The 24,712-nt window shown below is 71.7% G+C and carries 27 protein-coding genes; 16 read left to right on the top strand and 11 right to left on the bottom strand.

What is annotated here, in order from left to right; all coding sequences use genetic code 11:
• Nucleotides 1-3: 3 nt before the first annotated feature.
• Nucleotides 4-798: a tyrosine-protein phosphatase gene (locus tag FB465_RS04515; protein WP_145787804.1), complete on the bottom strand. Its 795-nt coding sequence runs from the start codon at nt 796-798 to the stop codon at nt 4-6.
• A 218-nt stretch (nt 799-1,016) separates the two neighbouring features.
• Here FB465_RS04515 and FB465_RS04510 point away from each other — a divergent pair, with 218 nt between their 5' ends.
• The 3 genes from FB465_RS04510 to FB465_RS04500 all read left to right on the top strand — a co-directional run bounded on the left by FB465_RS04510 (nt 1,017) and on the right by FB465_RS04500 (nt 3,380).
• Complete coding sequence (locus FB465_RS04510; protein ID WP_145787802.1) at nt 1,017-1,583, top strand: DJ-1/PfpI family protein; 567 nt, start codon at nt 1,017-1,019, stop codon at nt 1,581-1,583.
• 98 nt (nt 1,584-1,681) lie between these two features.
• On the top strand, nt 1,682-2,347 hold the full coding sequence (locus tag FB465_RS04505; protein ID WP_145787800.1) for an SDR family oxidoreductase: 666 nt from the start codon (nt 1,682-1,684) through the stop codon (nt 2,345-2,347).
• 619 nt (nt 2,348-2,966) lie between these two features.
• The gene (locus FB465_RS04500; RefSeq protein ID WP_145787798.1) at nt 2,967-3,380 is read left to right on the top strand and encodes an ATP-binding protein; all 414 of its coding nucleotides are present in this window, start codon (nt 2,967-2,969) and stop codon (nt 3,378-3,380) included.
• A gap of 4 nt (nt 3,381-3,384) precedes the next feature.
• Here the strand turns inward: FB465_RS04500 and FB465_RS04495 are convergent, their stop codons facing one another.
• A complete protein-coding gene (locus tag FB465_RS04495; RefSeq protein ID WP_145787796.1) occupies nt 3,385-4,593 on the bottom strand; it encodes an AI-2E family transporter in 1,209 nt (402 codons plus the stop codon).
• 292 nt (nt 4,594-4,885) lie between these two features.
• Between FB465_RS04495 and FB465_RS04490 the strand changes: the two genes are divergently transcribed.
• A complete protein-coding gene (locus FB465_RS04490) occupies nt 4,886-5,275 on the top strand; it encodes an STAS domain-containing protein (RefSeq protein WP_145787794.1) in 390 nt (129 codons plus the stop codon).
• An 88-nt stretch (nt 5,276-5,363) separates the two neighbouring features.
• Nucleotides 5,364-6,320 carry a TIGR03557 family F420-dependent LLM class oxidoreductase gene (locus tag FB465_RS04485; RefSeq protein WP_145787792.1) on the top strand — a complete coding sequence of 319 codons (957 nt, stop codon included), beginning with the start codon at nt 5,364-5,366 and terminating at the stop codon, nt 6,318-6,320.
• A 155-nt stretch (nt 6,321-6,475) separates the two neighbouring features.
• On the opposite strand, the gene FB465_RS04480 is transcribed toward FB465_RS04485, so the two are convergent.
• Together FB465_RS04480 and FB465_RS04475 are read right to left on the bottom strand one after the other, a co-directional pair.
• Nucleotides 6,476-6,988, bottom strand: a complete 513-nt coding sequence (locus FB465_RS04480; RefSeq protein WP_145787790.1) for a DUF6328 family protein — start codon at nt 6,986-6,988, stop codon at nt 6,476-6,478.
• A 13-nt stretch (nt 6,989-7,001) separates the two neighbouring features.
• Nucleotides 7,002-7,535: a ferritin-like domain-containing protein gene (locus FB465_RS04475; RefSeq protein WP_145787788.1), complete on the bottom strand. Its 534-nt coding sequence runs from the start codon at nt 7,533-7,535 to the stop codon at nt 7,002-7,004.
• Between the two features lie 236 nt (nt 7,536-7,771).
• Between FB465_RS04475 and FB465_RS04470 the strand changes: the two genes are divergently transcribed.
• A complete protein-coding gene (locus FB465_RS04470) occupies nt 7,772-8,056 on the top strand; it encodes a hypothetical protein (protein ID WP_145787785.1) in 285 nt (94 codons plus the stop codon).
• Nucleotides 8,057-8,112: 56 nt separating this feature from the next.
• On the top strand, nt 8,113-10,008 hold the full coding sequence (locus FB465_RS04465) for an aconitate hydratase (RefSeq protein WP_246193123.1): 1,896 nt from the start codon (nt 8,113-8,115) through the stop codon (nt 10,006-10,008).
• 152 nt (nt 10,009-10,160) lie between these two features.
• Here FB465_RS04465 and FB465_RS04460 read toward each other — a convergent pair whose 3' ends face one another.
• Nucleotides 10,161-11,051 carry a Rieske (2Fe-2S) protein gene (locus FB465_RS04460; RefSeq protein WP_246192504.1) on the bottom strand — a complete coding sequence of 297 codons (891 nt, stop codon included), beginning with the start codon at nt 11,049-11,051 and terminating at the stop codon, nt 10,161-10,163.
• Between the two features lie 116 nt (nt 11,052-11,167).
• On the opposite strand from FB465_RS04460, the gene FB465_RS04455 reads away from it, so the two are divergent.
• Nucleotides 11,168-11,743: a type 1 glutamine amidotransferase domain-containing protein gene (locus tag FB465_RS04455; protein ID WP_145787781.1), complete on the top strand. Its 576-nt coding sequence runs from the start codon at nt 11,168-11,170 to the stop codon at nt 11,741-11,743.
• A 23-nt stretch (nt 11,744-11,766) separates the two neighbouring features.
• On the opposite strand, the gene FB465_RS04450 is transcribed toward FB465_RS04455, so the two are convergent.
• Entirely contained in the window at nt 11,767-12,336 is a 570-nt protein-coding gene (locus tag FB465_RS04450) for a GNAT family N-acetyltransferase (RefSeq protein ID WP_425461127.1), read from the bottom strand.
• A 111-nt stretch (nt 12,337-12,447) separates the two neighbouring features.
• Between FB465_RS04450 and FB465_RS04445 the strand changes: the two genes are divergently transcribed.
• From FB465_RS04445 to ctaF, 4 genes are all read left to right on the top strand, one after another.
• Nucleotides 12,448-13,155 carry a 4'-phosphopantetheinyl transferase family protein gene (locus FB465_RS04445; protein ID WP_145787778.1) on the top strand — a complete coding sequence of 236 codons (708 nt, stop codon included), beginning with the start codon at nt 12,448-12,450 and terminating at the stop codon, nt 13,153-13,155.
• A 55-nt stretch (nt 13,156-13,210) separates the two neighbouring features.
• On the top strand, nt 13,211-14,065 hold the full coding sequence (locus tag FB465_RS04440) for an MBL fold metallo-hydrolase (protein WP_246192503.1): 855 nt from the start codon (nt 13,211-13,213) through the stop codon (nt 14,063-14,065).
• Between the two features lie 226 nt (nt 14,066-14,291).
• Nucleotides 14,292-15,920, top strand: coding sequence for an aa3-type cytochrome oxidase subunit I (gene ctaD / locus FB465_RS04435; RefSeq protein ID WP_281292378.1), 1,629 nt, complete (start codon nt 14,292-14,294; stop codon nt 15,918-15,920).
• Entirely contained in the window at nt 15,917-16,306 is a 390-nt protein-coding gene (ctaF, locus tag FB465_RS04430) for an aa3-type cytochrome oxidase subunit IV (protein ID WP_145787774.1), read from the top strand. The genes ctaD and ctaF overlap by 4 nt, the downstream gene beginning before the upstream one ends.
• Before the next feature lie 4 nt (nt 16,307-16,310).
• Here ctaF and qcrB read toward each other — a convergent pair whose 3' ends face one another.
• The 3 genes from qcrB to FB465_RS04415 form a co-directional block, all read right to left on the bottom strand.
• On the bottom strand, nt 16,311-17,936 hold the full coding sequence (qcrB, locus tag FB465_RS04425; protein ID WP_145787772.1) for a cytochrome bc1 complex cytochrome b subunit: 1,626 nt from the start codon (nt 17,934-17,936) through the stop codon (nt 16,311-16,313).
• 158 nt (nt 17,937-18,094) lie between these two features.
• Nucleotides 18,095-18,922 (bottom strand): alpha/beta fold hydrolase, encoded by an 828-nt coding sequence (locus FB465_RS04420; protein WP_145787770.1) that lies wholly within the window; start codon nt 18,920-18,922, stop codon nt 18,095-18,097.
• Between the two features lie 71 nt (nt 18,923-18,993).
• Nucleotides 18,994-19,578 (bottom strand): helix-turn-helix domain-containing protein, encoded by a 585-nt coding sequence (locus FB465_RS04415; protein WP_145787768.1) that lies wholly within the window; start codon nt 19,576-19,578, stop codon nt 18,994-18,996.
• A 78-nt stretch (nt 19,579-19,656) separates the two neighbouring features.
• Between FB465_RS04415 and FB465_RS04410 the strand changes: the two genes are divergently transcribed.
• Together FB465_RS04410 and FB465_RS04405 are read left to right on the top strand one after the other, a co-directional pair.
• Nucleotides 19,657-20,601: a class I SAM-dependent methyltransferase gene (locus FB465_RS04410; protein ID WP_145787766.1), complete on the top strand. Its 945-nt coding sequence runs from the start codon at nt 19,657-19,659 to the stop codon at nt 20,599-20,601.
• 94 nt (nt 20,602-20,695) lie between these two features.
• A complete protein-coding gene (locus tag FB465_RS04405; protein WP_145787764.1) occupies nt 20,696-22,150 on the top strand; it encodes an MFS transporter in 1,455 nt (484 codons plus the stop codon).
• Nucleotides 22,151-22,199: 49 nt separating this feature from the next.
• Here FB465_RS04405 and FB465_RS04400 read toward each other — a convergent pair whose 3' ends face one another.
• Nucleotides 22,200-22,469: a type 2 periplasmic-binding domain-containing protein gene (locus FB465_RS04400; RefSeq protein ID WP_170290431.1), complete on the bottom strand. Its 270-nt coding sequence runs from the start codon at nt 22,467-22,469 to the stop codon at nt 22,200-22,202.
• Between FB465_RS04400 and FB465_RS04395 the strand changes: the two genes are divergently transcribed.
• Nucleotides 22,450-22,686, top strand: a complete 237-nt coding sequence (locus FB465_RS04395; RefSeq protein WP_246192502.1) for a nuclear transport factor 2 family protein — start codon at nt 22,450-22,452, stop codon at nt 22,684-22,686. The two genes, FB465_RS04400 and FB465_RS04395, sit on opposite strands and share 20 nt — an antisense overlap.
• Before the next feature lie 24 nt (nt 22,687-22,710).
• Here FB465_RS04395 and FB465_RS04390 read toward each other — a convergent pair whose 3' ends face one another.
• Complete coding sequence (locus FB465_RS04390) at nt 22,711-23,556, bottom strand: alpha/beta fold hydrolase (protein WP_145787758.1); 846 nt, start codon at nt 23,554-23,556, stop codon at nt 22,711-22,713.
• Between the two features lie 208 nt (nt 23,557-23,764).
• On the opposite strand from FB465_RS04390, the gene FB465_RS04385 reads away from it, so the two are divergent.
• A complete protein-coding gene (locus FB465_RS04385; protein WP_145787756.1) occupies nt 23,765-24,694 on the top strand; it encodes a DUF5996 family protein in 930 nt (309 codons plus the stop codon).
• The last annotated feature ends 18 nt before the right edge of the window (nt 24,695-24,712 follow it).

The raw sequence follows: 24,712 nt of genomic DNA, 5'->3' as shown, positions 1-24,712 counted from the left end.
GGCTCAGGCGATGAGCCGGGCGCGGAGCGCGTCCAGGGTCTCGTCCTTGAGGCCGAGCCCGGCGCGGGCGTAGCTCTCCGCATCTCCCCAGAGGTCGGTCATCGTGTCGAGGGCGGCGGCCAGGTACGCCGGGCGGACGGTGAGGATCGCCTCGGCGATCTCCGGGTTGCCGCCCGCGCGGATGAAAGCCTCGATCACGGGCGCGAAGGCGGCCTTCACCGCGGGAGCGACGGAGAGGTACTCCGCCTCGACGGTCCGGGTATCCGCGCCGAGCAGCAGGAGGATCAGCGTGGCACCCCAGCCCGTCCGGTCCTTGCCCGCCGTGCAGTGGAACAGCAGCGGCCCGCCCTCGGGACGGGCGACGGCGGTGAGGAGCTGCTTGTACGCGGCGCGGGCGGAGGCGCTGGTGACGAAGGCGCGGTAGTCGTCCATCAGGGCCTGCTGGGCGCGGCGGCCGTCGAAGGTGCGGTTGGCCAGGGCCGGATCGGCCATCGCGGCGCCCAGCCGGGAGGCGGCTCCGGAGCCGGCCGAGTCCGCCATCACGTCCGCGACCAGCAGGTGCGCGCCGCCGGGCATCCGGTCGGGCCGGGCCGTGCGCTCGTACTCCGTACGGAGGTCCACCACGGTACGCAGCCGGAGGGCGGCGAAGGCGGGCTCGCCGGCCAGGTCGAGCCGGTCGAGCTGTCCGGAGCGGAAGACCGTACCCGGCCGTACCCGGCCGCCGTCGGGCAGCGGGATACCGCCCAGATCCCGCAGGTTGGCGACGGTGACGGACTCGACGGCCTGCGAACTCGGCATGACGACCTCCTGCGTGTGACGGCCCTGCTCAGCACGGTAGGCGGCGGGCGGCCCCGGCGCGCGCGGAGAGCCGTCGGCGGGACCGGCGGTGGCGCACGGGTGCATCGGTGGGGCGCGGGGCAGGGCGGGGGCGCGCGCCTCATTGCTCCGTGGTCCGCCGCGCGGCAGGGTGAGGCGGGGCCCACATCGGGTGGGCGGACGAAAGGACGTACCCGGGCATGGCAGCCAAGATCCTGATCGTCACCGGCGACGCGGCGGAGTCGCTGGAGGTCTTCTACCCGTACCAGCGCCTGCGCGAGGAAGGGTACGAGGTGCACATCGCGGCGCCCACCCGCAAGACGCTGCAGTTCGTGGTCCACGACTTCGTGGACGGCTTCGACACCTACACGGAGAAGCCCGGCTACACCTGGCCGGCCGACCTGGCCTTCGGCGAGGTCGACCCGGCGGAGTACGCCGCTCTGGTGCTGCCGGGCGGACGCGCGCCGGAGTACCTGCGCAACAACCCCGAGGTGCAGCGGATCGTCACCCACTTCTTCGAGCTCGACAAGCCGGTGGCGCAGATCTGCCACGGTCCGCTGATCACGCTGGCCGCCGGATCGCTGACGGGCCGTCGTACGGCCGCCTACCCGGCCCTTGAGCCCGATGTGCTGGCGGGCGGGGCCGGCTTCGAGGACGGCGAGGCCGTGGTGGACGGTGTGCTGGTCTCCGCCCGCGCCTGGCCGGACCACCCCGGCTGGATGCGCGCCTTCATCGAAGTCCTGCGCGACAAGGCTCCGGTCGACTGACGTTCCGTCACCGCGGCGCTCGGGCCCGCCCGGTAGAGGGCGGGTCCGGGCCGTGGCGCTGCACGGACTCACGGCATGCCCGGGGTAGCGTCGACTGCATGCATGTAGTGATCGCCGGTGGCCATGGCAAGATCGCGCTCCGACTGGAACGGCTGCTCGTCGCGCGTGGCGACTCCGTCACGGGGCTGATCCGCCGGGCCGAACAGGCCTTCGACCTGGAGGCGCTGGGCACCCGGCCCGTGGTCTGCGACCTCGAGACCATCCCGGCGGAGGACCTGGCCGGCCATCTGCGGGGCGCCGACGCCGTGGTCTTCGCGGCGGGCGCGGGCCCGGCCAGCGGCAGCGGCCGCAAGGACTCCGTGGACCGGGGAGCCGCCGCCCTGCTCGCCGACGGCGCGGAACTGGCCGGGATCCGCCGGTACCTGATGATCAGCACGATGGGCCTGGACCGCGCGGGCGTACCCGGGATGGACGAGGAGTTCTCCGCCTACCTCCGCGCCAAGGCCGCCGCCGAGGACGACCTCAGGGCCCGTGCACTCGACTGGACGGTGCTGCGCCCGGGCCCGTTGACCGACGACGCGGGCACCGGGCTGGTACGGCTGGCGCAGCCGCCGCTGCCGCTCGGCTCGGTGCCGCGAGACGACGTGGCGCACGTCCTGCTGGCGCTGCTGGACGCACCGGAGTCCGCCGGGCTCACCCTGGAACTCACCTCCGGTGCCGTGTTCGCGGCCGATGCGGTGCGGGACGTGCTGGTCGCGCGCTGAGCAGGGATAGGCGTACCGGTCGGCCCTCCGGGGGCGCAGTAGGTGAGGCAACGGGCCAGGCACAGGGGCGCGGGGAACTGCGCGAAGCGGTAGGGCAGGGGTCGTCGCCTTCCGGTTTCGCGCAGTTCCCCGCGCCCCTGGGGTGACCCGATCCGATCGGTTGGTCGCTGTGGGCAGGAGGTGTCAGAGGTACGGCTCCGGCGACGGCGGGGGTGCCGGGTCCGGGTCCGGAGTCGGGGGGACGGGTGCCGGGTCGGGGGCGGGGTCGGGCAGGGGCGGCGTAGGGGTCGGCTCCCCGTCCGGCCAGGGGTCTGGATTCGGGTGCGGGTTCGGGAAAGGCTCCGGCATCGGCGGCCGGGTGTCGGGGTCCTTGGGGACCGGGATGCTCATGGTCGTGCCTCTCAACAGCCCAGGGCCTGGGCGAGCTGCTTCTTGTTCATCTTTGAACGGCCCTTGATGCGCGGTGCTTCGCCTCCTCGTACAGCTGGTCCTAGGCAGGAGCTCGCGCACCGTGTGGGTGCCTCATCGTGCGCCTACCCGGGCCCGTGCGGCTGACACGGCCGGCCGGCGGGTGATTGACCACCGGCCGAGTGGGTACGAACGACAGCGGAGTCGGGAGATGATCTCCGTGGGAGTGTCCGGGATTCCGGCCTTCAGCCTTGATCTCGACGGGCGCCCCGGTTCGGCGCGGACGGCCCGCCGGGTGACCATGCGGTTCCTGGCCGGTCTCGGGGACGGCGCCGGGCCCGGGCCGGCCGAGGACACCCGACAGGACGTCGTGCTCGTGGTCAGCGAGCTCGTCGGCAACGCGTGCCGTCACGCCCCCGGGCCCTGCCGCCTGACGGTCAGCGTCACCGGGAGCGGCACGGTCGAGGTCGCCGTGGAGGACACCAGCCCGCGCCTGCCGGAACCGCGCCGGGTGCCCGAACCGGCCGGGTACGGGCTGCGCGTGGTGAACGGCCTGAGCCGCGGATTCCGGGTGGTCCCCACCGGCACCGGCAAGATCGTGCACGCCACGGTGGCCGAGCGCTGAAGACTCAGCCGTCACCGGCTCCGGGAACGGGTTCGGGCGGGGGCTCGGCAGGCGCCGGAGTGCGCAGTTCGCTGATCACGGCCCAGATCACCGACACCGCCGGAACGGCCACGACCGCCCCCACCACGCCGGCGGCGATTCCGCCGGCGAGTACCGAGACGGCCACCACCACGGGGTGCAGGCTGACCGCCCAGCTCATCACCAGCGGGTGCAGGACATGCCCCTCGATCTGGCCGATGACCACGATCAGCAGCAGGACGATGATGGCCGTGACCGGGCCGCGGGCGGCCAGCGCGACGACCGAGGCGACCACCATGGCGACCGGCGAGCCGATCAGCGGCACGAAGGAGGCGAAGAACTCCAGCAGCGTCAGCGGCAGCGCGAGCGGCACCTGGAGCGCGAACAGCGCGATGCCCACCAGCGCCGCATTGGTCGCGGCGACGATCACGATCCCCCGGGTGTAGCCGGCGAAGGTGCGCCAGGCGGCTCTCCCCGCCCGGTCCCAGGGCTGTCGGGCTCCGGGCGGGAGCTGCCGCTGGGACCAGAGCCACATCCGGTCGCCCGAGTACAGGAAGAACAGCGAGCAGAACAGCGAGAGCGCGGCGCCGGTCGCCACCTCGACGAGCCGGCCGGCCCCGCTGACGGCGGTGCTGATCAGTGCCGAGCGATGCGAGCTGATGTAGGAGGAGATCTTTCCCCGCAGGCCGGAGACCGTCCCCGCGCTGACCCGGAACGGCGGCCCCTGCAGCCACCGCTCGATCCGGGTCAGGCCGCCCTGCAACTCCCGCCCCAGCGTGGCCGCCTCGCCCGCCACCGCATTGCCGACCAGGGACAGCAGACCGGCCAGCACCACCAGCGCGCCGATCAGGCAGATCAGCACGGCGATCGCGCGCGGAAGCCTGCGCGCCAGCAGGTCGGCGAGCGGCCGCAGCACCGAGGTGATGACCAGCGCCAGGAAGATGGCGACGGCGATGAGCTGGAAGCGCCCCAGGATGTTGACCACCGCGTAGACGGCCACCCCGACGACCAGCAGGCGCCACGCGTAGTCGGCCGCCTGCCGGAGTCCGGCATGAACCGGCGGGGCGCCCGGGGAGCGCGGCACCGCCCGTACGACGGCCCGAGGGCCCCGGCTCCGGAGCACCCGCCGACCGCCCGACGGGCGCCGGCTGCCGGTCTGCCCGCCCGGCTCCGGCTCGCCGGGCCGGTGGCTCATGCCCACACCACGGCTGCCTGGGCGGGGCGGGGGTGCCGGGTGCCGGGCGGACGCCCCGTGCCCCGCGGTGTGATGGCCATCGTGGAGACCCTCCTGTCGGTCCCCACCAGGCTGCACACTCGCGGGCGCGTCGCCGGTGTCACGCGCCGAGGCCCGCCGGGAATTCCTCGGGAGGCGCTGTCGAAAGGGCGTCGCAGTGGAGTGAAGCGCTGCGAAGCGGCGTCGCGGCCCAGGGGTGCGGCGGGCCTATGGTGGATTTGGTGAGGCCCGCGTGATCGGGAGGAGCGAGCCGATGGACCGTGACACCGCAGGTGAGGCCGGGACGGCCGGTGCCGGGCAGCTGACGGTGTCGGTGAGCGTCTCGGCGCTCGGCGTCGTGATGCGGCCCGAGGGCGAACTCGACCAGGACAGCCTCGAACCGCTCCGTGCGGCGCTCGACTCCGCCCTCCTCGAGGCCCCTGGCCGGCTGGTGGTCGACTGCGGTGGCCTGGAGTTCTGCGACTCCACCGGCCTCAGCCTGCTGCTCCGGTCGCAGGCCACCGCCGAGGAGGCGGGCGGCAGCCTGGTGCTGGTGGCACCCCGGCCGATCGTCTTCCGCATGCTGGAGATCACCGGCGTCCAGGAGGTCCTCCGGGTGTACGACACCGTCGAGGAGGCCCTCCGGCAGCCGGAGGGCGACTGAGAGCGCGGGCCGGCCCGAGGTTTCCGTCCGCCGGTCCCGGGCAGCCGCGCTTCATGGAGCAGCGCGCGCCACATACGGGAGATGCGTGGTGACAGCCTTCGGTTACTACCTGTGCTCCGAGGAGTTCACCCCGGCCCAGCTGCTGGAGCAGGCCCGGCTCGCCCAGCGGGCAGGGTTCACGCACCTCGGGGTGTCCGACCACTTCCACCCCTGGAACGACGAGCAGGGGAGCAGCCCGTTCGTCTGGTCCCTGATCGGGGCGTTGTCCCAGGTCAGCACGCTGCCGGTGACCACGCTGGTGACCTGCCCGACCGTGCGGGTGCATCCGGCGGTGATCGCCCAGGCGGCCGCGACCTCCAGCGTCCTCACCTCGGGCCGGTTCCGGCTCGGGGTGGGCACCGGTGAGGCGCTCAACGAGCACATCCTCGGGACGGTCTGGCCGTCGTACGAAGTCCGGGCCGAGATGCTGGCCGAGGCGGTCGCGGTGATGCGCCGGCTCCTCACCGGCGCGCTGACGAACCACCACGGCCGGTACTACACCGTGGAGAACGCCCGGCTCTACACCGCTCCGGAGGGTGGGCTGCCGATCCACGTCTCCGGTTTCGGCCCGAAGGCGGCGAAGCTCGCGGCGCAGATCGGGGACGGCTTCATCACCGCCACCCCGGACCCCGAGCTGGTCCGGGCGTTCCGGCACGCCGGCGGGGAGGGCCGGCCGGTGATCGGTACCGCCAAGGTCTGCTGGGGCCCCGATCGCCAGGAGGCGGTCCGGACCAGGCACCGGCTCTGGCCGACCGAGCTGCTGCCCGGTGAACTGGCCCAGATCCTGCCCACACCACGGCACTTCGAGCAGGCGAGCCGGCTGGTGACCGAGCAGATGGTGGCCGATGCGGGCGTCTGCGGCGACGACCCCGAGGAGCACCTGGCGCTGCTGCGCCCGTTCGTCGAGGCCCGGTTCGACGAGGTCTACGTCGGCCAGACCGGCCCCGGCTACGAGGGGTTCTTCGACTTCTACCGGGACCGGGTACTGCCGGAGCTCAGGCGCTGAGGGCATCCGCCAGCCGGTATGGCAGCGGGCCGACCACAGGGCGCGGGGAACTGCGCGAGATCAGAAGGTGCCGCCTGCAGCCTCCCGCTTCGCGCAGTTCCCCGCGCCCCTGGGATACCCGATCCTGATCGGTGCACCTGCTGGCGGAGCCTCTCTCAGCGCCGCCGGGACTGGCTGCGGACGAGCAGCCAGGGCAGCACCAGCCAGCAGACCGTGAACCAGGCCATCACCGCGGCCGTGATGGCCCAGGCCGTGCCGCTGCCGGTGGCCACGTGCAGGAGCAGCAGCAGCGAGGCGCCCACCGTGACGGCCAGCAGGGTGACGCCCGCGGAGATCAGCTTCCCGCCGGCCTGGACCAGCTGAGGCTTGAGCCGGTGCCCGGAGAGCAGCCGGTGGTAGGAGACCGGGGCGATCAGCGTGCCGGTGGCCAGCGCGCCGAGGACGACCGTGATCACGTAGAGGGTCTTGTCGAAGGTTCCGAGTTCCGCGAAGCGATTGGTGAACGCGACGCTCAGCAGAAAGCCGAACAGGATCTGCGCACCCGTCTGGGCGACGCGTACCTCCTGGAGCATCTCCGACCAGCGGCGGTCGGCCCGCTCGTACGGGGTCTCGTGCCGCCGGGGTGGTTCCTGCTCCGAGCCTCCCGTCTCGGCGGGCCGTCGGTCCATGGCCGGCTCCCGGTCAGGCCGCCAGGAGGGTGGCCAGGGCGTCCGCGTTCTCCTCCTCCTCGGCGAGCACGGACTCGATCAGCCGGCGGGTGGTCGGATCGCGGTCACCGAGCCACCGGGCGATCTCCTGGTAGGCCGAGATGACGATCCGGGCGGCCAGCAGGTTCTGCTCCAGCATGGCCTTGAGCGCGGCGTCGTCGGGGACGGAGTAGTCGGTGTGGGCGCGCTGGGCGAGGGTGGCGGGGTCGAAGTTCGGCTGCCCGCCGAGCTCGGCGATCCGTTCGGCGACGCGCACGGCGTGCTGCATCTCGTGGTCCGCATGGGCGCTGAAGAGGGTGCTCACCTGGGACCGGTCGGTGCCACGAGCGGTGATCGCGTGCCGGGTGTAGCGCAGCCACCCGACCACCTCGGTGGCCACCACGTCGTTGAGGACGCTGACCACCCGCTCGGTGTCGAGTCCGTACGGGCTGGTCGCCGGGCCCGCAGCCATAGTCCGCAGGGCCTCCTTGCGGATCCGGTCGACATCCAGCGCCAGGCTGTCGGTCATGGCCGTGCCTCCTTCTGGCGTCCGTCGCCGCTACCGAGCGTATGTCCGCGTCCCGCGCGGTGAAACCGGAGCTCACGCCCGGAGGCACCGCGCCGGAGGCGTGCGCCGGGTGACGTTAGAAGCGGGCCGGGCCGGGCACCCGCCTGACAGACCCCGCCCCCGGGCAGTTCCGAGGCGCCGGTGACCGACCGGCCCGCCTGACCCGGTCCGAGCGGTGGATCCTGGAGGCGATCCCGATGGACCAGCGGGAGGACACGAGGCTCGACCAGCGGCCGAGCACGACGAAAACGGGGCCGCTGCGCCGCGCCTGGCTGGCACTGTGCGGGGTCCGGGGCTCCACGGTGGTGGTGCTGCTCGCCTTCTCGCTCGGCCTGCTGGCCGTGGGCGTCCAGGTCCACTCGACATTCATGCGCGCAATGTTCGGCATCGTCTGGTTCGCCACCTTCGTCGCCCTCATCGGGCTGGCCGGCCACTGGATGATGGCTCGCACGAGCCCCGGCCGGCACAGGCGGCCGGCGTGACCGGCCCGAGGACGGCGGCCCACCAGCTGATCGAGGGCCATCTGCAGGAGGGCCGGATGGTCCCGGGCGAGGAGATCGCCCTGCGGGTGGACCAGACCCTCACCCAGGACGCCACCGGCACCCTGGTGATGCAGGAGCTGGAAGCCCTGGGCCTCGACCGCGTGCGTACCGAACTCAGCGTCCAGTACGTCGACCACAACATCCTGCAGGCCGACGAGCGCAACGCCGAGGACCACCTCTTCCTGCGCTCCGCCGCGCACCGTTTCGGCCTCTGGTACTCCAAACCCGGCAACGGGGTCTCGCACCCCACCCATATGCAGCGCTTCGGGATCCCCGGCAAGACCCTGATCGGCTCCGACTCGCACACCTGCGCCGCCGGGGCGCTCGGCATGCTCGCCATCGGCACCGGCGGCCTCGACGTGGCCCTGGCCATGGCGGGCGAGCCGCTGCATCTGCGGATGCCGCAGATCTGGGGCATCCGGCTGACCGGTGCACTGCCGGACTGGGTCAGCGCCAAGGACGTCATCCTCGAGCTGCTGCGCCGGCACGGGGTCAAGGGCGGCCTGGGCCGCATCCTGGAGTACCACGGCCCGGGGCTGGCCGGGCTGAGCGCGATGGACCGGCACGTCATCGCCAACATGGGCGCCGAGCTCGGCGCCACCGCGAGCGTGTTCCCGGCCGACGAGGCGGTACGCGACTTCCTGCGCGCCGAGGGGCGCGAGGAGGACTACCGTCCGCTCGTGGCCGAGCCCGGCGCCGGCTACGAGCTGACCGAGGAGATCGACCTCGCCACCCTCGAACCGCTGATCGCCATGCCGACCTCACCGGGCAACGTGGTGCCCGTACGGGAGGTGGACGGCACCAGGATCGGTCAGGTGGTGATCGGGTCCTCCGCCAACCCCGGCCTGCGCGACTACGCGGTGGCCGCCGCCATGGTGAAGGGACGTCAGACCTCCGGTCGGGTCAGCTTCGACGTCAACCCCAGCTCGCGCGAGGTCCTCCAGGACATGACCAGGACCGGCGTGACCTTCGACCTGATCGCCGCCGGTGCCCGCATCCACCAGGCCGGCTGCCTCGGCTGCATCGGCATGGGGCAGGCCCCGGCGTCCGGGCGCCACTCGCTGCGCACCTTCCCGCGCAACTTCCCCGGCCGCTCCGGCACCGCGGACGACTCGGTCTGGCTCTGCTCGCCCGAGACGGCGGCCGCCTCCGCACTGACCGGGGTGATCACCGATCCCCGGGCGTGGGCGCTGCGCGAGGACGTCGGGCCGCCCCGGCTCGACCTGCCGACCGAGGTCTCGGTCAACCGGGAGATGCTGGAGCCGCCGCTGCCGCCCTCGCGGGCAGCGCACGTCGAGCTGGTCCGCGGGCCGAACATCTCGGCCCTGCCCACGCTCGACCCGCTGCCGGACGAGCTGGCCGGCCCGGTACTGCTCAAGGTCGGCGACGACGTCTCCACGGACGAGATCTCGCCGGCCGGCGCACAGGCCCTGCCGTACCGGTCGAACCTGCCGAGGCTGGCCGAGTTCACCCTCACCCGGATCGATCCCGGATACCCCGAGCGGGCCCGCCGGGCGGGGACGCATCTGATCGTGGCCGGCGAGAACTACGGACAGGGCTCCTCGCGCGAGCACGCGGCGATCACCCCGCGACTGCTGGGCCTCAGGGCCGTGCTGGCCAAGTCCTTCGCCCGGATCCACTGGCAGAACCTCGCCAACTTCGGAGTCCTGGCACTGGAGTTCGCCGACCCGGCGGACTACGGCCGGATCGCCCAGGGCGACCAGCTGCGGCTCGGGGGCCTGCACGCGGCGCTCGAGGCGGACCGGGAACCGCAGCTGCTGGTCAGCAACGTCACCAAGGGCGAGGAGTACCGGGTGACCCACCGGCTGTCCGGCCGCCAGCGGTCGGCGGTACTGGCCGGTGGGGTGATCCCGGCGCTGGCGGCTCGCTGAGCTCCGCCAGGAGTCAGGCAGCCGAGCCAGTTGCACTACCAGGGGCGCGGGGAACTGCGCGAGGCGGAAGGCAACGGCCTGTGCGGCCTGTGCCCTCCCGCCTCACGCAGTTCTCCCCCACGCGCACGCGCCCCTGGGATGCCCCATCCTGCTTATCCGGGCAGCCGGACCTCCAGCGCTCCCGAGGTCACCCGGGTCTCGAAGGCCGGCTGCGGGGCCGTCGCGGGGCCCCGGACCACCGCACCGTCCTTGAGGCGGAAGGTGCTCCCGTGAAGCGGGCACCGTACGCAGCCGTCCACCAGCGTTCCCTCGGAGAGTGACCCCGAGAGGTGGTTGCAGCGATCGGCCAGCACCCGGCAGCCGCTCTCCGTCCGGACGACCAGTACGGGCACCTCGCCGACCATCCGGCGGGTCGTCTCGCCCGGCGGGAAGTCGTCCACCGGGCCGAGCGAGTGCCAGCCGGCCGGTACCAGGCGCGGTACCGCCTCGGCATGGTTGACCCCGACGGCATGCCGGTAGGCGAGATGACCGCCGAGGGCGGCGCCCCCGGAGACGGCCAGCAGCCCGGCCAGGCCGAGAGCCCGCCCCCGGACCTCCCGTCCGCCTGTCCGGGCGAGCAGCGAGCCCGAGTACAGCAGGACCGCGCTGGTGTTCGACAGCGCGTGCACCAGGCCGGTGCGCCGCTGCGGGGGTGTCAGGTCGGCCCAGTCCACCCATCCGGCAAGCGCCGCCGGGCCGGCCCCCAGTAACCCGATGCCGATCAGCCGGCGGGCGGCCCGCGCGTCGCCGCCGGTCAGGTCCAGCAGGCCCGCCGCCAGCCAGCAGCCCGCCGGTACCAGGACCAGCGCCGGGTGCAGCGGGTGACCGAGCTGGCGGCCGTGCAGCAGATCGCGGGCCGGCGGCCGGAGCGGCAGTGCCCGGACTGCGCGCTGGACGGCGTCCGAGGCTCCGTCCAACTGTTGCCAGCCGGCCGGTGCGTCCATCGCCGCGCGCAGCTGCCGCCACAGCGGGTGGTCCGGAATGTGCATCGATAGACGTGTCATATCCGGCGGCTAGCCGGGATGGCCCCGCCCAAACCCCCCGGGGCGAGGTTTGCCGCCGCCTCGATCGGGCCAGACGCGCAGTGCGAAGTCGTCGATGCACTGGGAGGCTGGTCGTCATGGTCACCCTGCAAGGCTTCATCATCGCGTTCCTCGTCGCCCCGACGGGTGTCGAGCAGGTCGAGCTGACCTCTCCCTGGCAGGCGGTCGCCGAGGCGGGCGGAACGCCCCGGCTGGTGTCCACCAAGCCCGGCCGCATCCAGGCCTTCCGCCATCTCGACCGCTCGGACACCTTCCCGGTGGACGACACGGTCGGCGAGGTGGCCGCCGACCGCTTCGACGGGCTGGTGCTGCCGGGCGGTGTGGCCAACCCCGACAACCTGCGGCTGGACGGCAAGGCCGTCGCGTTCGTCCGCGAGTTCTTCGACCTGGGCAGGCCGGTCGCGGCGATCTGCCATGCGCCGTGGACGCTGGTGGAGGCGGACGTGGTCCGAGGCCGCACCCTCACTTCCTGGCGCAGCGTGCGCACCGACCTGGTCAACGCCGGGGCCACCTGGGTCGACGAGCCGGTGCACATCTGCAAGGACGGCCCGAACACCCTGGTGACCAGCCGCAAGCTGGCCGACCTGCCGTTTTTCGAGGAGGCTTTCGTGACGGAGCTCGCCCACGCCGGCGCCCGGCACACGGTGGGTTGATCCACAGCCGGCCTGACTACGGGTCAGGCCGCGGTCCGCTCCCACTTCTCCTTCGTCAGCGCGTACTCCACATCACCGTGCTCGGCGCCCTCGATGTACGCGGGCCACTCCTCGAAGAAGGTCCGCACCAGGGTCAGCCCGGCCTTCTCCAGGACCCGCCGCGAGCCCGCGTTCACGGTCATCGTCGTCGCCACCACCCGTTCGACTCCCGGCTCCGCGAACGCTCTTCTGACCAGTGCCCGCGCTCCCTCGGTGGCGAAACCGCGTCCCCATGCGGCAGGGCGCAGCCGGTACCCGAGTTCGGTGCCCCCGTCGAGGCCGACGCTCGTTGCCGGGCGCAGCGAGAACCAGCCCAGGAACGTACCGCCGGACTTCTCGACGGCAGCCCAGCGGCCGAACCCGGCCGGCAGCTCCCGGTAGTCCCGCAGGATGCCCGGCAGGGTCTCGCGCTCGACCACCGGACGAGGCACCGGACGCCCGTCGTCGATGTAGCGCATCACGGCGGGGTCGCCGTGCAGGGCGGCTAGATCGTCGGCGTCCGCCTCGGTGAAGCGGCGAAGCACCATGCGCTCGGTCTCGGGGCAGGTCTGCACCGTCCGATTCGACCAGCGGTCGCGGCCTGCGGCAACCGGGTTTCCCAGGCCGTAAGCTGCCGCAGGGGATCGGTCCCTGACACCGATACCGAGAAGCGCGGAGGGGCGGCGATGGAGACCGGCACGGAGTACGGGGGCCCGTTGGCGGTGGTGGCGGCCAGTGCGGAGGTGCTGCGGCACCCGGAGGCGGACGAGCGGCTGCTCACCGATCTCGAACGGGCGCGGGCGGCGAGGTTCCGGCGCGAGGCGTCGAGGCTCGACTTCATCGCGGCGCACCTGCTGGTCAGGCTCTGCGCCGCCCGGGTGCTCGGTACGGCCGCAGCCGGGCTGACGCTGGCCCAGAACTGCCCGGACTGCGGGCGCGGGGACCACGGCAAGCCGTACCTGCCCGACCACCCGGACGTCCATGTGAGCCTCTCGCACACCAAGGGCGTGGTCGCCGCGGCCGCCGGCCACCGGCTCGTGGGTATCGACGTGGAACTGCCCACCCGGGACGGGAACCCGCCCGAGGTGTTCGAACGCGTGCTCACGGAAGGCGAGTTGCGGCAGGTCGAGCAGCACGACGACCCCCAGCGCGCATTCCTGCGGCAGTGGGTCCGCAAGGAGGCCCTGGTCAAGGTCGGCCGGGCGACCCTCGACGGCATGCGGGAGGTGGATCTCTCCGGACTGCCGCTGACCGCCGTCGACGGCTCACCGCTGCGCAGCAGGTTCGAGGACCTGCACCTGCTCGACTGGGACGACGAGCAGCGCGGAGCGACCGTCGCGGTGGTCGCCGCCGACCCGCCGAGCCTCGCCACCGCAGCCGTCCTCGGCGCCTGACCGCGCTCGGACCGGCCCGGACCGGCCCGGACCGGCCCGGACTAGGGTGGCGGTCGTGACGAACTTCGACGGTGGGAGACATGGAATGCCGGTCGCCGGGAACCTCGACGTCAGCTGGCACGCCGGCTGGCCGTCCGCCAAGCACGACCCGGCTCCCGAGATCCAGGTCCACGCCTACGACGAGAACACGCTGATCCTCCGCCAGAACAAGTCGGTGCACTACGAGGCACCGTTCATGTTCCTGCTGCTGGGGGAGGAGCGGGCGCTGCTGCTGGACACCGGCGCGACCGCCGACGCGCGCTGGTTCCCGCTGCGCCGCACCGTCGACGAGCTGCTCGCCGGCCGCGGGGAGGGCTACGGACTGCTCGTCGCCCACACCCATGGGCACGGCGACCACGTCGCCGGGGACGTCCAGTTCGCCGACCGGCCCCGCACCACGATCGTCGGGCGCAGTACGGAGGAGGTCATCGCGGCCTTCGGCCTGGCGGACTGGCCCGAGGGGCTCGGCGAACTCGACCTCGGCGGGCGGGTGCTCGACCTGATCCCAGGCCCCGGCCACCACAGCGCCGCCCTCGTCTTCCACGACCGCCGGACCGGGCTGCTCCTCACGGGGGACTCCTTCTACCCCGGCCGGCTCTACGTCCAGGACGCGGCGGCCTTCTCCGCGACCGTCGACCGGCTGCTCGCCTTCTGCGAGGCCAACCCTGTGACGCACATCCTCGGCTGCCACATCGAGATGAGCACGACGCCGGGCGAGGACTACCCGCGCGGGACGACGTACCAGCCCGACGAGCCGCCGCTGCAGATGACGGTCGATCAGCTCCGCGCGCTGCAGCGCGCACTTGCCGACGCCGGGAACCGGCCGGGCGTCCACCGGCACGACGACTTCGTCGTTCACCTGGACGGCTGAGGCAGGACGGGGCCGGGTCACCCGCCGCCGTCCACGGGAGGGCAGTGGTGTCCGCGTCGCTGCCCGCCTGCGGCAACGCCGAGTGGTTGCATGAGCACGATGCGTTCCGTCGGATGGCGTGCTGCGGCTCGCCCGGCTCGGCAAGGAGACTTGGGTGGCGAATGACACGGGCGCCCCGACGCCGGTCCATGAGCCGGTCCGCGAGCCGGACGACGTACGGGCCCGGGTGCGGCTCGGCTCGAAGGTCCTGCGGTGGCTGACCACCACCGATCACAAGGTGATCGGCAACATGTACCTGGTCACGGCCTTCTGCTTCTTCCTGTTCGCCGGCCTGCTGGCCATGGTGATGCGGGCCGAACTGGCCCGCCCCGGGCTGCAGTTCCTCAGCAACGAGCAGTACAACCAGCTGTTCACCATCCACGGCACGGTCATGATGCTGCTGTTCGCCACCCCGACCTTCGCGGGGTTCGCCAACGCCGTGATGCCGCTGCAGATCGGCTCGCCGGACGTGGCCTTCCCCCGGCTGAACGCCTTCACCTACTGGGTGTTCCTGCTGGGCGGACTGATGGTGGTCAGCGGCTTCCTGACCAGCAACGGCGCCGCTTCGTTCGGCTGGTTCGCCTACGCCCCGCTGAACGGCCCGGTCTTCACCCCGGGCACCGGCGGCGACCTGTGGACCATGGGCCTGTTCGTGGCCGGTCTGAGCACGATCCTGGGCTCGGTCAACTTCATCACCACGATCGCCTGCCTGCGCGCCCCCGGTATGACGCTGTTCCGGATGCCGATCTTCACCTGGAACGTGCTGTTCACGTCGATCCTGGCCCTGCTGTCGTTCCCGGTCCTGGCGGCCGCGCTGGCCGGGCTGGAGGCCGACCGCAGGTTCGGCGCGCACGTCTTCGACGCGGCCAACGGCGGCGCCCTGCTCTGGCAGCACCTCTTCTGGTTCTTCGGCCACCCGGAGGTGTACATCGTGGCGCTGCCGTTCTTCGGCATCATCTCGGAGATCATCCCGGTCTTCTCCCGCAAGCCGATCTTCGGCTACTACGGGCTGATCGGCGCGACCATCGCCATCACCGGGCTCTCGGCCATCGTCTGGGCCCACCACATGTTCGCCACCGGGAACGTCCTGCTGCCGTTCTTCTCGCTCGCCTCGCTGCTGATCGCCGTGCCGACCGGGGTGAAGTTCTTCAACTGGATCGGCACCATGTGGCAGGGATCGCTCTCCTTCGAGACGCCGATGCTGTTCGCCATCGGCTTCCTGGTCACCTTCCTGCTCGGCGGGCTGACCGGCGTGCTGGTGGCCGCCCCGCCGATCGACTTCCAGGTCACCGACAGCTACTTCATCGTGGCCCACTTGCACTACGTGCTGTTCGGCACGGTGGTCTTCGCGATGTTCGGCGGCTTCTACTTCTGGTGGCCGAAGATGACCGGCAAGATGCTCGACGAGAGGCTCGGCAGGCTCCACTTCTGGGTCCTCCTGCCCGGCTTCCAGATCACCTTCCTGGTCCAGCACTGGCTGGGCGCCGAGGGCATGCCCCGCCGCTACGCCGACTACCTGGCCTCGGACGGCTTCACCTCGCTGAACACCGTCTCCACGATCGGCGCCTTCCTGCTCGGGCTCTCCACCCTGCCGTTCCTGTACAACGTCTGGCGGACCACCAGGTACGGGGAGAAGGTCACCGTGGACGACCCGTGGGGCTTCGGCCGGTCCCTGGAGTGGGCGACCTCCTGCCCACCGCCCCGGCACAACTTCCGTTCCCTGCCGCGCATCCGCTCCGAGGGCCCGGCCTTCGACCTGCACCACCCCGAGCACTCACGGGCGGCCGTCGAGGCCGCGGAGAAGGGAGCGAAGTGAAGGACGAGGCCTATCTGTTCACCGGCGTGGCGGTGTTCTTCGCCGTCACCGCCTCGATCTACGGCGTGTTCTCCAACGAGCCGGCCGGCACCACCGCGCTGACTGTGTCCTTCCTGATGTCCACCCTGATCGCGCTCTTCCTGTGGGTCCATTACGAGCGCTACGGCCGGCGGCTGCAGGACCGTACCGACGTCCCGATCATGGAGGGCGCCGGCCCGCTCGACTTCTTCCCCCCGCACAGCCTCTACCCGGTGGTCACGGCGGTCGGGCTGACCCTGATGGCCCTCGGCGTGGTGTACGGGCTGTGGCTGTTCCTGATCGGCGCGGGCGTGCTGCTCCCCGGAGTCGTCGGCTTCGTCTTCGAGTACGGGCAGCGGGAGCGCTGAGCGCTCACTCCCCGCGGGGCGCCGCGGGTTCGGCGGGTTCGGCGGGCTCCGGCTCGGGGTGCTCGGGAAAGGTCAGTTCGACCCGGTCGCGGTAGTACCAGGCGCTCAGCGCCGAGCGCAGCCGGGCGTACCAGGGAGCTCCCGCGCCCGGCGGGGGCAGCGGGCGCGGCATGTTCCGCGTCGCCAGGGTGTACCGCCGTCCGGCCGGTACCGGACGGTGACCCGCCCGGAAGCCGCCCTCGACCGACTCGTCCACGAAGCCGGTCTCGTCACCGTCCGTCAGCAGCCGGCGGTCACGGGCCTGAAGGGCCAGGCAGAGCCTCTTGGTGACCCAGAACGCCACCGGCGGGCCGACCAGCACACAGATCCGCAGCACCACGTCCAGCGACTCGACGGCGACGTCGAAGGTGCGGGCGACGATGTCCTGGCCCCCGGCGATGAGCAGCACCGCGTAGAAGACCACGCCCGCCACCCCGAAGCCGGTGCGGGTCGGCCGGTTGCGCGGCCGGTCACAGAGGTGCTGCTCGCCGCGGTCCCCGGTCACCCACTGCTCGAGGAAGGGGTACGCGTACAGCACGGCGAAGAACGCGCCAGGGAACAGCACGGCCGGAATCAGCGGGTTCCACGCGATGCTGTGCCCCCACAGCCGGGTCTCGGCGCCCGGCATCAACCGCAGTGCGCCCTCGATGAAGCCCATGTACCAGTCCGGCTGGGCGTCGGTGGACGCCTGGTCCGGCCGGTACGGACCGTACAGCCAGATCGGGTTGATCTGGCCGAACGCGGAGACCAGTGCCAGCACGCCGAAGACCATCATCATCAGCCCGCCGGTCCGCACCGCGAAGTCGGGGAACAGCGGCCTGCCCACCACGTTCCGGTTGCGCCGGCCCGGACCGGCCCACTGGGTGTGGGTGAGCCGGAACACCAGCAGCAGGTGCAGCGTGATCAGGGCGAGCAACAGGCCGGGCAGCAGCAGGATGTGGACGGAGTAGAGCCGCGGGACGATGTCCTGCCCGGGCAGCTGCCCGCCGAAGGCGAAGAAGCTGAGGTACGTGCCGACCAGCGGGACCGAGAGCATGAAGCCCTGCGCGGTGCGCAGGCCGGTGCCGGAGAGCAGGTCGTCGGGCAGCGAGTAGCCCGCGAAGCCCTCCAACAGCGCGAGCTGGAAGAGCGTGAGGCCCACCAGCCAGTTGACCTCGCGCGGACGGCGGAACGCGCCGGTGAAGAAGATCCGCAGCAGGTGCACCCCGATGGCGGCGGTGAACACCACGGCCGCCCAGTGGTGGACCTGGCGGATGAGGAGCCCGCCGCGCACGTCGAAGCTGATCGCCAGGGTCGAGGCGTAGGCCTCGGTCACCCGGGTCCCGTAGAGCGGCTGATATGCGCCCGAGTAGACGACCTCCGTCATTCCCGGCTTGAAGAAGAAGGTCAGGAACACCCCGGTGAGCAGGAGGAGGACGAAGCTGTAGAGCGCCAGCTCACCGAGCAGGAACGACCAGTGGTCGGGGAAGATCTTACGGATCAGGCCCTTGAGCGCGTCGAACACCGGCAGCCGCGCGTCCGCCGCCACCGCGACGTCCTCGGCGGCCTGTCCGACGAGCGTCCTCGGCTCGGCCCTCTTCGACTGCTGCATCCGACCGCGCCTCTCGTCCACTCGAACCGCTCAGGGGACAGCCATACCGGGAGGGCGCCGCACCCCGCTGGCCGGACTCGCGGGAGCGGGCCGACTTCACCCGTTCGCCCGGTCCCCCCCGGGGCGGAGCCCGGCCGTCGCCGAGGAGGTCGATGACCTCAGCCCAGGAATGCCGCCGTGGTCGCCACGAACCGGTCGGCGTCGTCGAGCCAGGGGTAGTGGCCCGCCCCCGGCTGCACGACGAGCGTGGCGTCGGGGAAGAGCCCCGCGAACTCGGCAGCCGACTCAGGCGGGCTGTTCAGGTCGAACTCCCCGGCGAGCAGCAGGACGCGGGCCCCGCCGACGGCGAGCGCCGCACGCGTGGTCTCCGGGTCGAAGGCGCCCTCGGCCGCGAAGAGAGCCACAGCCTCCTGGTTGCTCGGTTGGCCGGCTGCGTAATGCTTCTGTGCCGCAGCGTCCCACCGGCCGCAGAAGAAGGGGGCGATGGCGTCCCAGTCGCTGCCCGTGCCCTCGGTGATCGCCTCCAGAGCGGCGAACGCCGCCGGGAACCACGGCTCGTTCTTCCGGAGCTGCGCGAGCTCGCGCCGCATCTCCGCAGTGATCGCGACACCGACGGCTCGGGTGCTGGGGGTGATCAGGGCGAGCTTGCTGACGTTCTTCGGGTACCGGGCCGCGTACTGCGCCGCAATGTTCGTGCCGGCGGAGTGGCCGAGCAGGTCCATCCGGGAGAGTCCGAGGTGTTCGCGCAGCGCCTCGACGTCGTCGACCAGCCGGTCGCAGCGGTAGGAGGAGGTGTCCTCGGGAATCGCGGACCGGCCGGTGCCGCGCAGGTCCAGAACGATCAGCCGGCGGTGCGTGGACAGGCCGCCGAGGTCGCCGAGGTAGCGGGAGTCCGAGGGACCTCCGGGGATGCAGACGAGCGGATCGCCGTCTCCGATCATGCGGTAGGCGAGCTGGGTTCCGTCGGACGCGGAGAAGGTAGGCATGACGTGGAGGGTGTCAGTGAGGCCCACGACGGGACAAGCGGAATAGGTGGAGCCTGCGAGGTGTCATGCCGTCAGGCGCGCGGCTTCGCGCGGACGTGCATGCGCTCGCCCTGTCTCCCGAAGAGGCTGAGGACCTCGACGGGCCGCCCGTCCGCACTGCTGAACCAGTGCGGCTGCCGGGTGTCGAACTCGGCGACCTCTCCGGGGCCGAGGACCAGATCGTGGTCGGCGATGACGAGCCGCAGCCGACCGTCCAGCACGTAGAGCCACTCGTAGCCCTCGTGCGTACGGAGCTCCGGCTCGGTGCCCCGGTCGGGGATGATCATCTTGTACGCCTGAAGGGGGCCCGGGGTCCGGGTCAGGGGGACGAAGGTACCGCCGTTCGGCAGGGCGTGGGGCTTCAGCCGCACCCGGGGATCCCCCACTTCGGGGGCGCCGACCAGGTCGTCCAGGGGCACGTGGTACGCACCGGCGAGCGGCAGAAGCAGTTCCAGGCTGGGGCGGCGCTGTCCGGACTCCAGCCGGGACAGGGTGCTCTTGGAGATGCCGGTCGTCTCGGAGAGCGCGGCCAGGGTGAGTCCGCTCTTGGCACGCAGCCGCCTGAGCCGGGGGGCGACCTCGTCGAGGACCGCTTGGTAGGGCGGTGGATTGTCCATGCGGGCATTCCACCTCGCCGTCCCGGAATTGGCAACAGAAGTTGCCGTCGCCTTCCGGGCGGGTGCACGCTCCTCGGCATGAGCCCACACAGCGATTCCGCACACGCGCATGGACACGGCCACGGACACGGCCACGGAGAGCACCGCACCGACATCGACTGGGAGGTCATGGCCGTCCAGCTGGAGAACAACGGCGAACTGCAGCTCCCGGTCCTCCGCCTCACGGCGGCCCGCCTGGGGGAGCTGCTCGACCCCGAGAAGGAGGTCCGGCGCATCCTCGACGTCGGCAGCGGGCCGGGCGTGATGACCTGCGTGCTCGCCGAGGCCTTCGCGGACGCCGAGGCGGTCGCCGTGGACGGCGCGCCCGGGCTGCTGGAGCGCGCCCTGGCACGCGCCGAGCGGCTCGGCCTCGGCGGCAGGGTGGCCGTCCGGCACGCGGAGCTGCCCGAGGGCCTGGACGGCGGTGACGAGCACGGGGAGGGCGGCCTCGGCACGGCGGATCTGGTCTGGAGCAGCAAGGCCGTGCACCATCTCGGCGATCAGCAGGGCGCGTTGGACGCGCTCGCCGGTGTGCTGAGGCCTGGCGGGCTGCTCGCCGTGGCGGAGGGCGGTCTGCCGATGCGCTTCCTCCCCCGCGACATCGGCATCGGCCGACCGGGCCTCCAGGCCCGGCTCGACGCCGCCCAGGAGCACTGGTTCGAGATCATGCGAGCCGAGCTGCCCGGCAGCACCAGCGCGGTCGAGGACTGGCCCGCGATGCTCAGCCGCGCCGGACTCACCCGCGTCGGCAGCTTCACCTTCCTCCTCGACCTGCCGGCACCGCTGGGCGAGTCGGCCCGCGCCTTCCTCCACGCCCAGCTGGCCCGTATGCGGGAAGCGATGAGCGACTACCTGGACGTGGAGGACCGCAAGACCCTCGACGTGCTGCTCGATCCCCGGGCGCCGGAGGGCATCCTGCGGCGGCCCGACGCCTTCCTCCTCTCCGCCACTACGGTCTTCACGGGCGTCCGCCCGGCCCGGTGACCGTGCCGGACACGCCACCGGCCGGCCCGTCCGGCTGTCCTGCCCACCGTCACCCGACGGGCGGGCTTCGGGAGTTCACCAGAGAGCGGAGTTCATGTTGAAGCAGATCAGTGCGAGACAGGATGCGGCGGCAGCCGGAAGTGTGGAGCGGACACCTTCGGTCCGGTGGGCGCTCGCCGGCCTTTCGCTGTCCATGTTGCTGTCCTCGCTCGGCACCAGCATCGCCAATGTTGCCCTGCCGACCTTGGCACAGGCGTTCACCGCCTCCTTCCAGGAAGTCCAGTGGATCGTCCTCGCCTATCTCCTCGCCATCACCACCCTGATCGTCAGCGTCGGGCGGCTCGGTGACCTCACCGGCCGCCGACGGCTGCTCCTGGCCGGCATCGCCCTGTTCACGGTGGCCTCGGTCCTGTGCGGCCTCGCGCCCACGCTCTGGCTGCTGATTGCCGCCCGGGCGGCGCAGGGCCTCGGGGCGGCCGTCATGATGGCCCTGACCATGGCGTTCGTCGGGGAGACGGTTCCGAAGGAAAAGACCGGTAGCGCTATGGGGCTGCTCGGCACGATGTCCGCGATCGGCACCGCTCTCGGTCCGTCGCTGGGCGGCGTTCTGATCTCCGGACTCGGTTGGCGGGCGATCTTCCTCGTCAACGCCCCTCTGGGTGTCCTGACCTTTCTTCTCGCGCACCGCTACCTGCCCGCTGATCGGCGGGAGCCCAAGACCGATCGGGCCGGCTTCGACCACGTGGGCACGCTGCTGCTCGCTCTGACGCTCGCGGCCTATGCACTCGCCATGACACTCGGGCGCGGAAGTTTCGGTTCGCTCAACACGGCTCTGCTGTTGGCTGCCGCCTTGGGGGTCGGCCTCTTCCTGCGCGCCGAGGCGCGAGCGGCATCACCCCTGATCCGATTGGCGATGTTCCGCGATCCCGCGCTGAGTGCGAGCCTCGCCATGAGCGCGCTCGTCTCGACCGTGATGATGGCGACGCTGGTGGTCGGGCCGTTCTATCTCTCCCGGGCGCTCGGGCTCGGCGAGGCTCTTGTGGGACTCGTCCTGTCGGTCGGTCCGCTTGTCACCGCGCTGACCGGTGTGCCGGCCGGGCGTATTGCGGACCGTTTCGGCGCACAACGCATGACCGTCGTCGGGCTCATCGGTATAGCCGTCGGTTGCTTCCTGCTGTCGATGATGCCGTCGACGCTCGGCACGGCCGGCTACATCGCCCCCATCGTGGTCACCACCGTCGGCTATGCGACGTTCCAGACGGCCAACAACACCGCCGTCATGGCGGATGTCCGCCCGGATCAGCGAGGCGTCGTCTCCGGCATGCTCAACCTGTCGCGCAATCTCGGGCTCGTCACCGGTGCATCCGTCATGGGCGCCGTGTTCTTGCTCGCCTCGGCGACGGCGGACGTCACAACGGCGCGTCCCGAGGGCGTTGCCACCGGTATGCGGATCACCTTCGCGGTCGCGGCGGGTCTGATCGTCGTCGCGCTCGCCATAGCGGTCGGAAGCCGCGCTCTCTCGCGGCACACGTCGAGTGAAGGCTTGTAGCTGCGGGAACAGCTCGATGCGTCGCCCCCCGGGTGGGCCGTCGCCGCGCTCAGGTGGCGCCGCTTGTCAGGTCGGTGGCCGCCTCGCTGAAGGCGCGCACCCGGGCGGTGGCTCCGGTGGCGGGCCACAGGAGGCCCCATTCGAGGGGTGGGGCGTCGCGGACGGGGACGCACGCGACGTCAGGCCGTACGTAGTAGCGCCGCGTATGGGCGCCGACCGGGAAGACACCCCGGCCCGCGCCCACGAGGGTGAGGATCTCCGCGAGGGTCAGAAACGCCTGGATCTCGTGCCGCTCCAGCGTGCTTACCCATCCGACCAACCCGCGGATCGCCATCGACGGTGACCACGCGCGCCTGACCTCGATCGTCGAGGCCCAGCACGTGCTCACCGCCGACCGCGACACGCACGCGCTCCTGAAGAACCTCTACGCCGTCGACCTGGTCCGCGACGGCGAACGCTGGGTCGTGTGCCGCATCCGCATCGACAACGTCTGGTACACCGGCACCCCCGCCGCCATCTTCGGCGGGCAGAACTGAGCTCGGCGGGCGCTCCTCAGGTCGTCAGCCCCGGTCCTTGCCGAGAAAGTCGAGCAGGATCGGATTGAGGACCTCGGGGTGGGTCCAGCCGATGTTGTGAGGGCCGCCCTCGACCTCGTGGTACTCCACGCCCTCGATCAGCGCCCGCAGCCGTCGTCCGGTGCTGTCGATCGGGAGGATGCGGTCCTCGGTGCCGTGAACGACCAGCAGTGGCACGCTCGACAACGCGGGGAGGTCGGCCCGGAAGTCGGTGCACCATGCGTCGACGCACTGCAGGGTGCCGAGCGCCGACGCTCCGATGGCGACCACGAAGCTGTTCTGCCATGCCTGGTCGCTGATCCGCGTGCCGCCGAGGACGTCGACGTTGTAGAAGTTGTCGAGGAAGTCCTTGTGGTAGGCGAACCGGTCGTCGCGGATGGCCTGCTTGATGCCCTCGAACACGCCCGCCGGCACGCCCTCCGGGTTGTCGTCGGTCTGCAGGAGGTAGGGGGCGAGCGGTGCGAGCAGGACGGCCTTCGCCACGCGGTCCGAGCCGTACCGGCTGAGGTAGCGGGTGACCTCGCCGGTGCCCATCGAGAAGCCGGCCAGGACGACGTCCCGCAGGTCGAGCTTCTCGAGGAGGGTCTTCAGGTCGTCCGTGAAGGTGTCGTAGTCGTACCCGACGGTCGGCTGACCGGACCTTCCGAATCCGCGCCGGTCGTAGTGGATGACCCGGTAGCCGGCGTCGAGGAGCACCGCGATCTGCTTCTCCCACGAGGCGCCGTTGAGCGGGAAGCCGTGGATGAGGACGACCGGCTGTCCCGCACCGTGGTCCTCGTAGTAGAGGTCGATGCTGCCGGAGTTCTCTTGGCCGACGGTGACAAAGGGCATGGGGGTCTCTCTTCGGACCTGGGGGGAGGGGCCGGACGGCCACCTCAGCGTTGCCGAGCCGCGCCCGCCGGGCGAGCGCTGAGGGGGCAGGTGAGTGAAGGCGGCCGACCGTCCGGGTGATGATCCGGTGAGGTGCCGTCGATGCCCCGCGTGCCCATGATGGAACTGCGTCGCACGGGCAGAGGCACATGGCAGGAAGGGAAGCGCGATGGAGCTGTTCCCACCGATGCCGCTCGCCGAGTGGCGGGACACCAAGGAGACGCTGCACCGCTTCGCGCAGATCGTCGGCAAGGTCCGCCTCGCGGCGAGTGCGCGGCGCAACCACTGGTGGAACGTCCCCTTCCATCTCACCGGGCGCGGGATCACCACCCGTCCGATGGGGCTGATCGACGGTAATCCGGTCTTCACCATCGACTTCGACTTCGTGGACCACCGACTGGTCGTCACGACGCTGGACGGCCGGGCGACGTCATTCCCGCTCCTCGGCCAGTCCGTGGCGTCGTTCTTCCACCGGACCCTCGACGCCCTCGCTGCACTGGGCGTCGACGCGCACATCGCGATTCCCGGACCGTACGACCTGCCGGACTCCGCCCGGCCGTTCGCCGAGGACACCGAGCACGCGACCTATGATCCCGCGCACGCCAACCGCTACTGGCAGGTCCTCAGCCAGGTGGCGCTGGTACTGGAGGAGTTCGCGGCGGGCTACTCCGGCAAGACCAGCCCGGTGCACCACTTCTGGCACTCCCTCGACATCGCGCACACCCGGTTCTCCGAGCGCCCGGTCGACCTGCCGCCGCAGCTGGACCCGGTGACCAGGGAGGCGTACTCCCGGGAGCTGATCAGCTTCGGCTTCTGGTTCGGGGACGACATCTTCCCCGAGCCGGCGTTCTACGCCTACGCCGCCCCCGAGCCGGAGGGACTGACCGAGGAGCCGCTCACGCCCTCGTCCGCGCTGTGGGTGGCGCGGAACAACAGCCACCTCGCGGTGCTGCGCCAGGACGACGCCCGAGCAGAGCCCGATCCCCGGGCCGCCGTGCTCGCCTTCTACGAGAGCGCGTACCGGGCGGGGGCTGCCAGGGCGGGCTGGGACACCGCCCGGTTCGCCTGCCCGGGCGGAATCACGGACCCGCGCCTCTGAGCAGTTCGGTGTGTCCGG

Origin of the sequence: Kitasatospora atroaurantiaca (assembly GCF_007828955.1) — a bacterium.
Taxonomy (GTDB): domain Bacteria; phylum Actinomycetota; class Actinomycetes; order Streptomycetales; family Streptomycetaceae; genus Kitasatospora; species Kitasatospora atroaurantiaca.
Note: the sequence above shows the minus strand (reverse complement) of the source record. Positions and strands in the feature narration are given on the sequence as shown.

Excerpts from the sequence above, each read along its gene's own strand:
- FB465_RS04515 (WP_145787804.1), bottom strand. The coding sequence starts at position 798 with ATGCCGAGTTCGCAGGCCGTCGAGTCCGTCACCGTCGCCAACCTGCGG.
- FB465_RS04510 (WP_145787802.1), top strand. The coding sequence starts at position 1,017 with ATGGCAGCCAAGATCCTGATCGTCACCGGCGACGCGGCGGAGTCGCTG.
- FB465_RS04505 (WP_145787800.1), top strand. The coding sequence starts at position 1,682 with ATGCATGTAGTGATCGCCGGTGGCCATGGCAAGATCGCGCTCCGACTG.
- FB465_RS04500 (WP_145787798.1), top strand. The coding sequence starts at position 2,967 with ATGATCTCCGTGGGAGTGTCCGGGATTCCGGCCTTCAGCCTTGATCTC.
- FB465_RS04495 (WP_145787796.1), bottom strand. The coding sequence starts at position 4,593 with ATGAGCCACCGGCCCGGCGAGCCGGAGCCGGGCGGGCAGACCGGCAGC.
- FB465_RS04490 (WP_145787794.1), top strand. The coding sequence starts at position 4,886 with ATGGACCGTGACACCGCAGGTGAGGCCGGGACGGCCGGTGCCGGGCAG.
- FB465_RS04480 (WP_145787790.1), bottom strand. The coding sequence starts at position 6,988 with ATGGACCGACGGCCCGCCGAGACGGGAGGCTCGGAGCAGGAACCACCC.
- FB465_RS04475 (WP_145787788.1), bottom strand. The coding sequence starts at position 7,535 with ATGACCGACAGCCTGGCGCTGGATGTCGACCGGATCCGCAAGGAGGCC.
- FB465_RS04470 (WP_145787785.1), top strand. The coding sequence starts at position 7,772 with ATGGACCAGCGGGAGGACACGAGGCTCGACCAGCGGCCGAGCACGACG.
- FB465_RS04465 (WP_246193123.1), top strand. The coding sequence starts at position 8,113 with ATGGTCCCGGGCGAGGAGATCGCCCTGCGGGTGGACCAGACCCTCACC.
- FB465_RS04460 (WP_246192504.1), bottom strand. The coding sequence starts at position 11,051 with ATGACACGTCTATCGATGCACATTCCGGACCACCCGCTGTGGCGGCAG.
- FB465_RS04455 (WP_145787781.1), top strand. The coding sequence starts at position 11,168 with ATGGTCACCCTGCAAGGCTTCATCATCGCGTTCCTCGTCGCCCCGACG.
- FB465_RS04445 (WP_145787778.1), top strand. The coding sequence starts at position 12,448 with ATGGAGACCGGCACGGAGTACGGGGGCCCGTTGGCGGTGGTGGCGGCC.
- qcrB (WP_145787772.1), bottom strand. The coding sequence starts at position 17,936 with ATGCAGCAGTCGAAGAGGGCCGAGCCGAGGACGCTCGTCGGACAGGCC.
- FB465_RS04420 (WP_145787770.1), bottom strand. The coding sequence starts at position 18,922 with ATGCCTACCTTCTCCGCGTCCGACGGAACCCAGCTCGCCTACCGCATG.
- FB465_RS04415 (WP_145787768.1), bottom strand. The coding sequence starts at position 19,578 with ATGGACAATCCACCGCCCTACCAAGCGGTCCTCGACGAGGTCGCCCCC.
- FB465_RS04410 (WP_145787766.1), top strand. The coding sequence starts at position 19,657 with ATGAGCCCACACAGCGATTCCGCACACGCGCATGGACACGGCCACGGA.
- FB465_RS04405 (WP_145787764.1), top strand. The coding sequence starts at position 20,696 with ATGTTGAAGCAGATCAGTGCGAGACAGGATGCGGCGGCAGCCGGAAGT.
- FB465_RS04390 (WP_145787758.1), bottom strand. The coding sequence starts at position 23,556 with ATGCCCTTTGTCACCGTCGGCCAAGAGAACTCCGGCAGCATCGACCTC.
- FB465_RS04385 (WP_145787756.1), top strand. The coding sequence starts at position 23,765 with ATGGAGCTGTTCCCACCGATGCCGCTCGCCGAGTGGCGGGACACCAAG.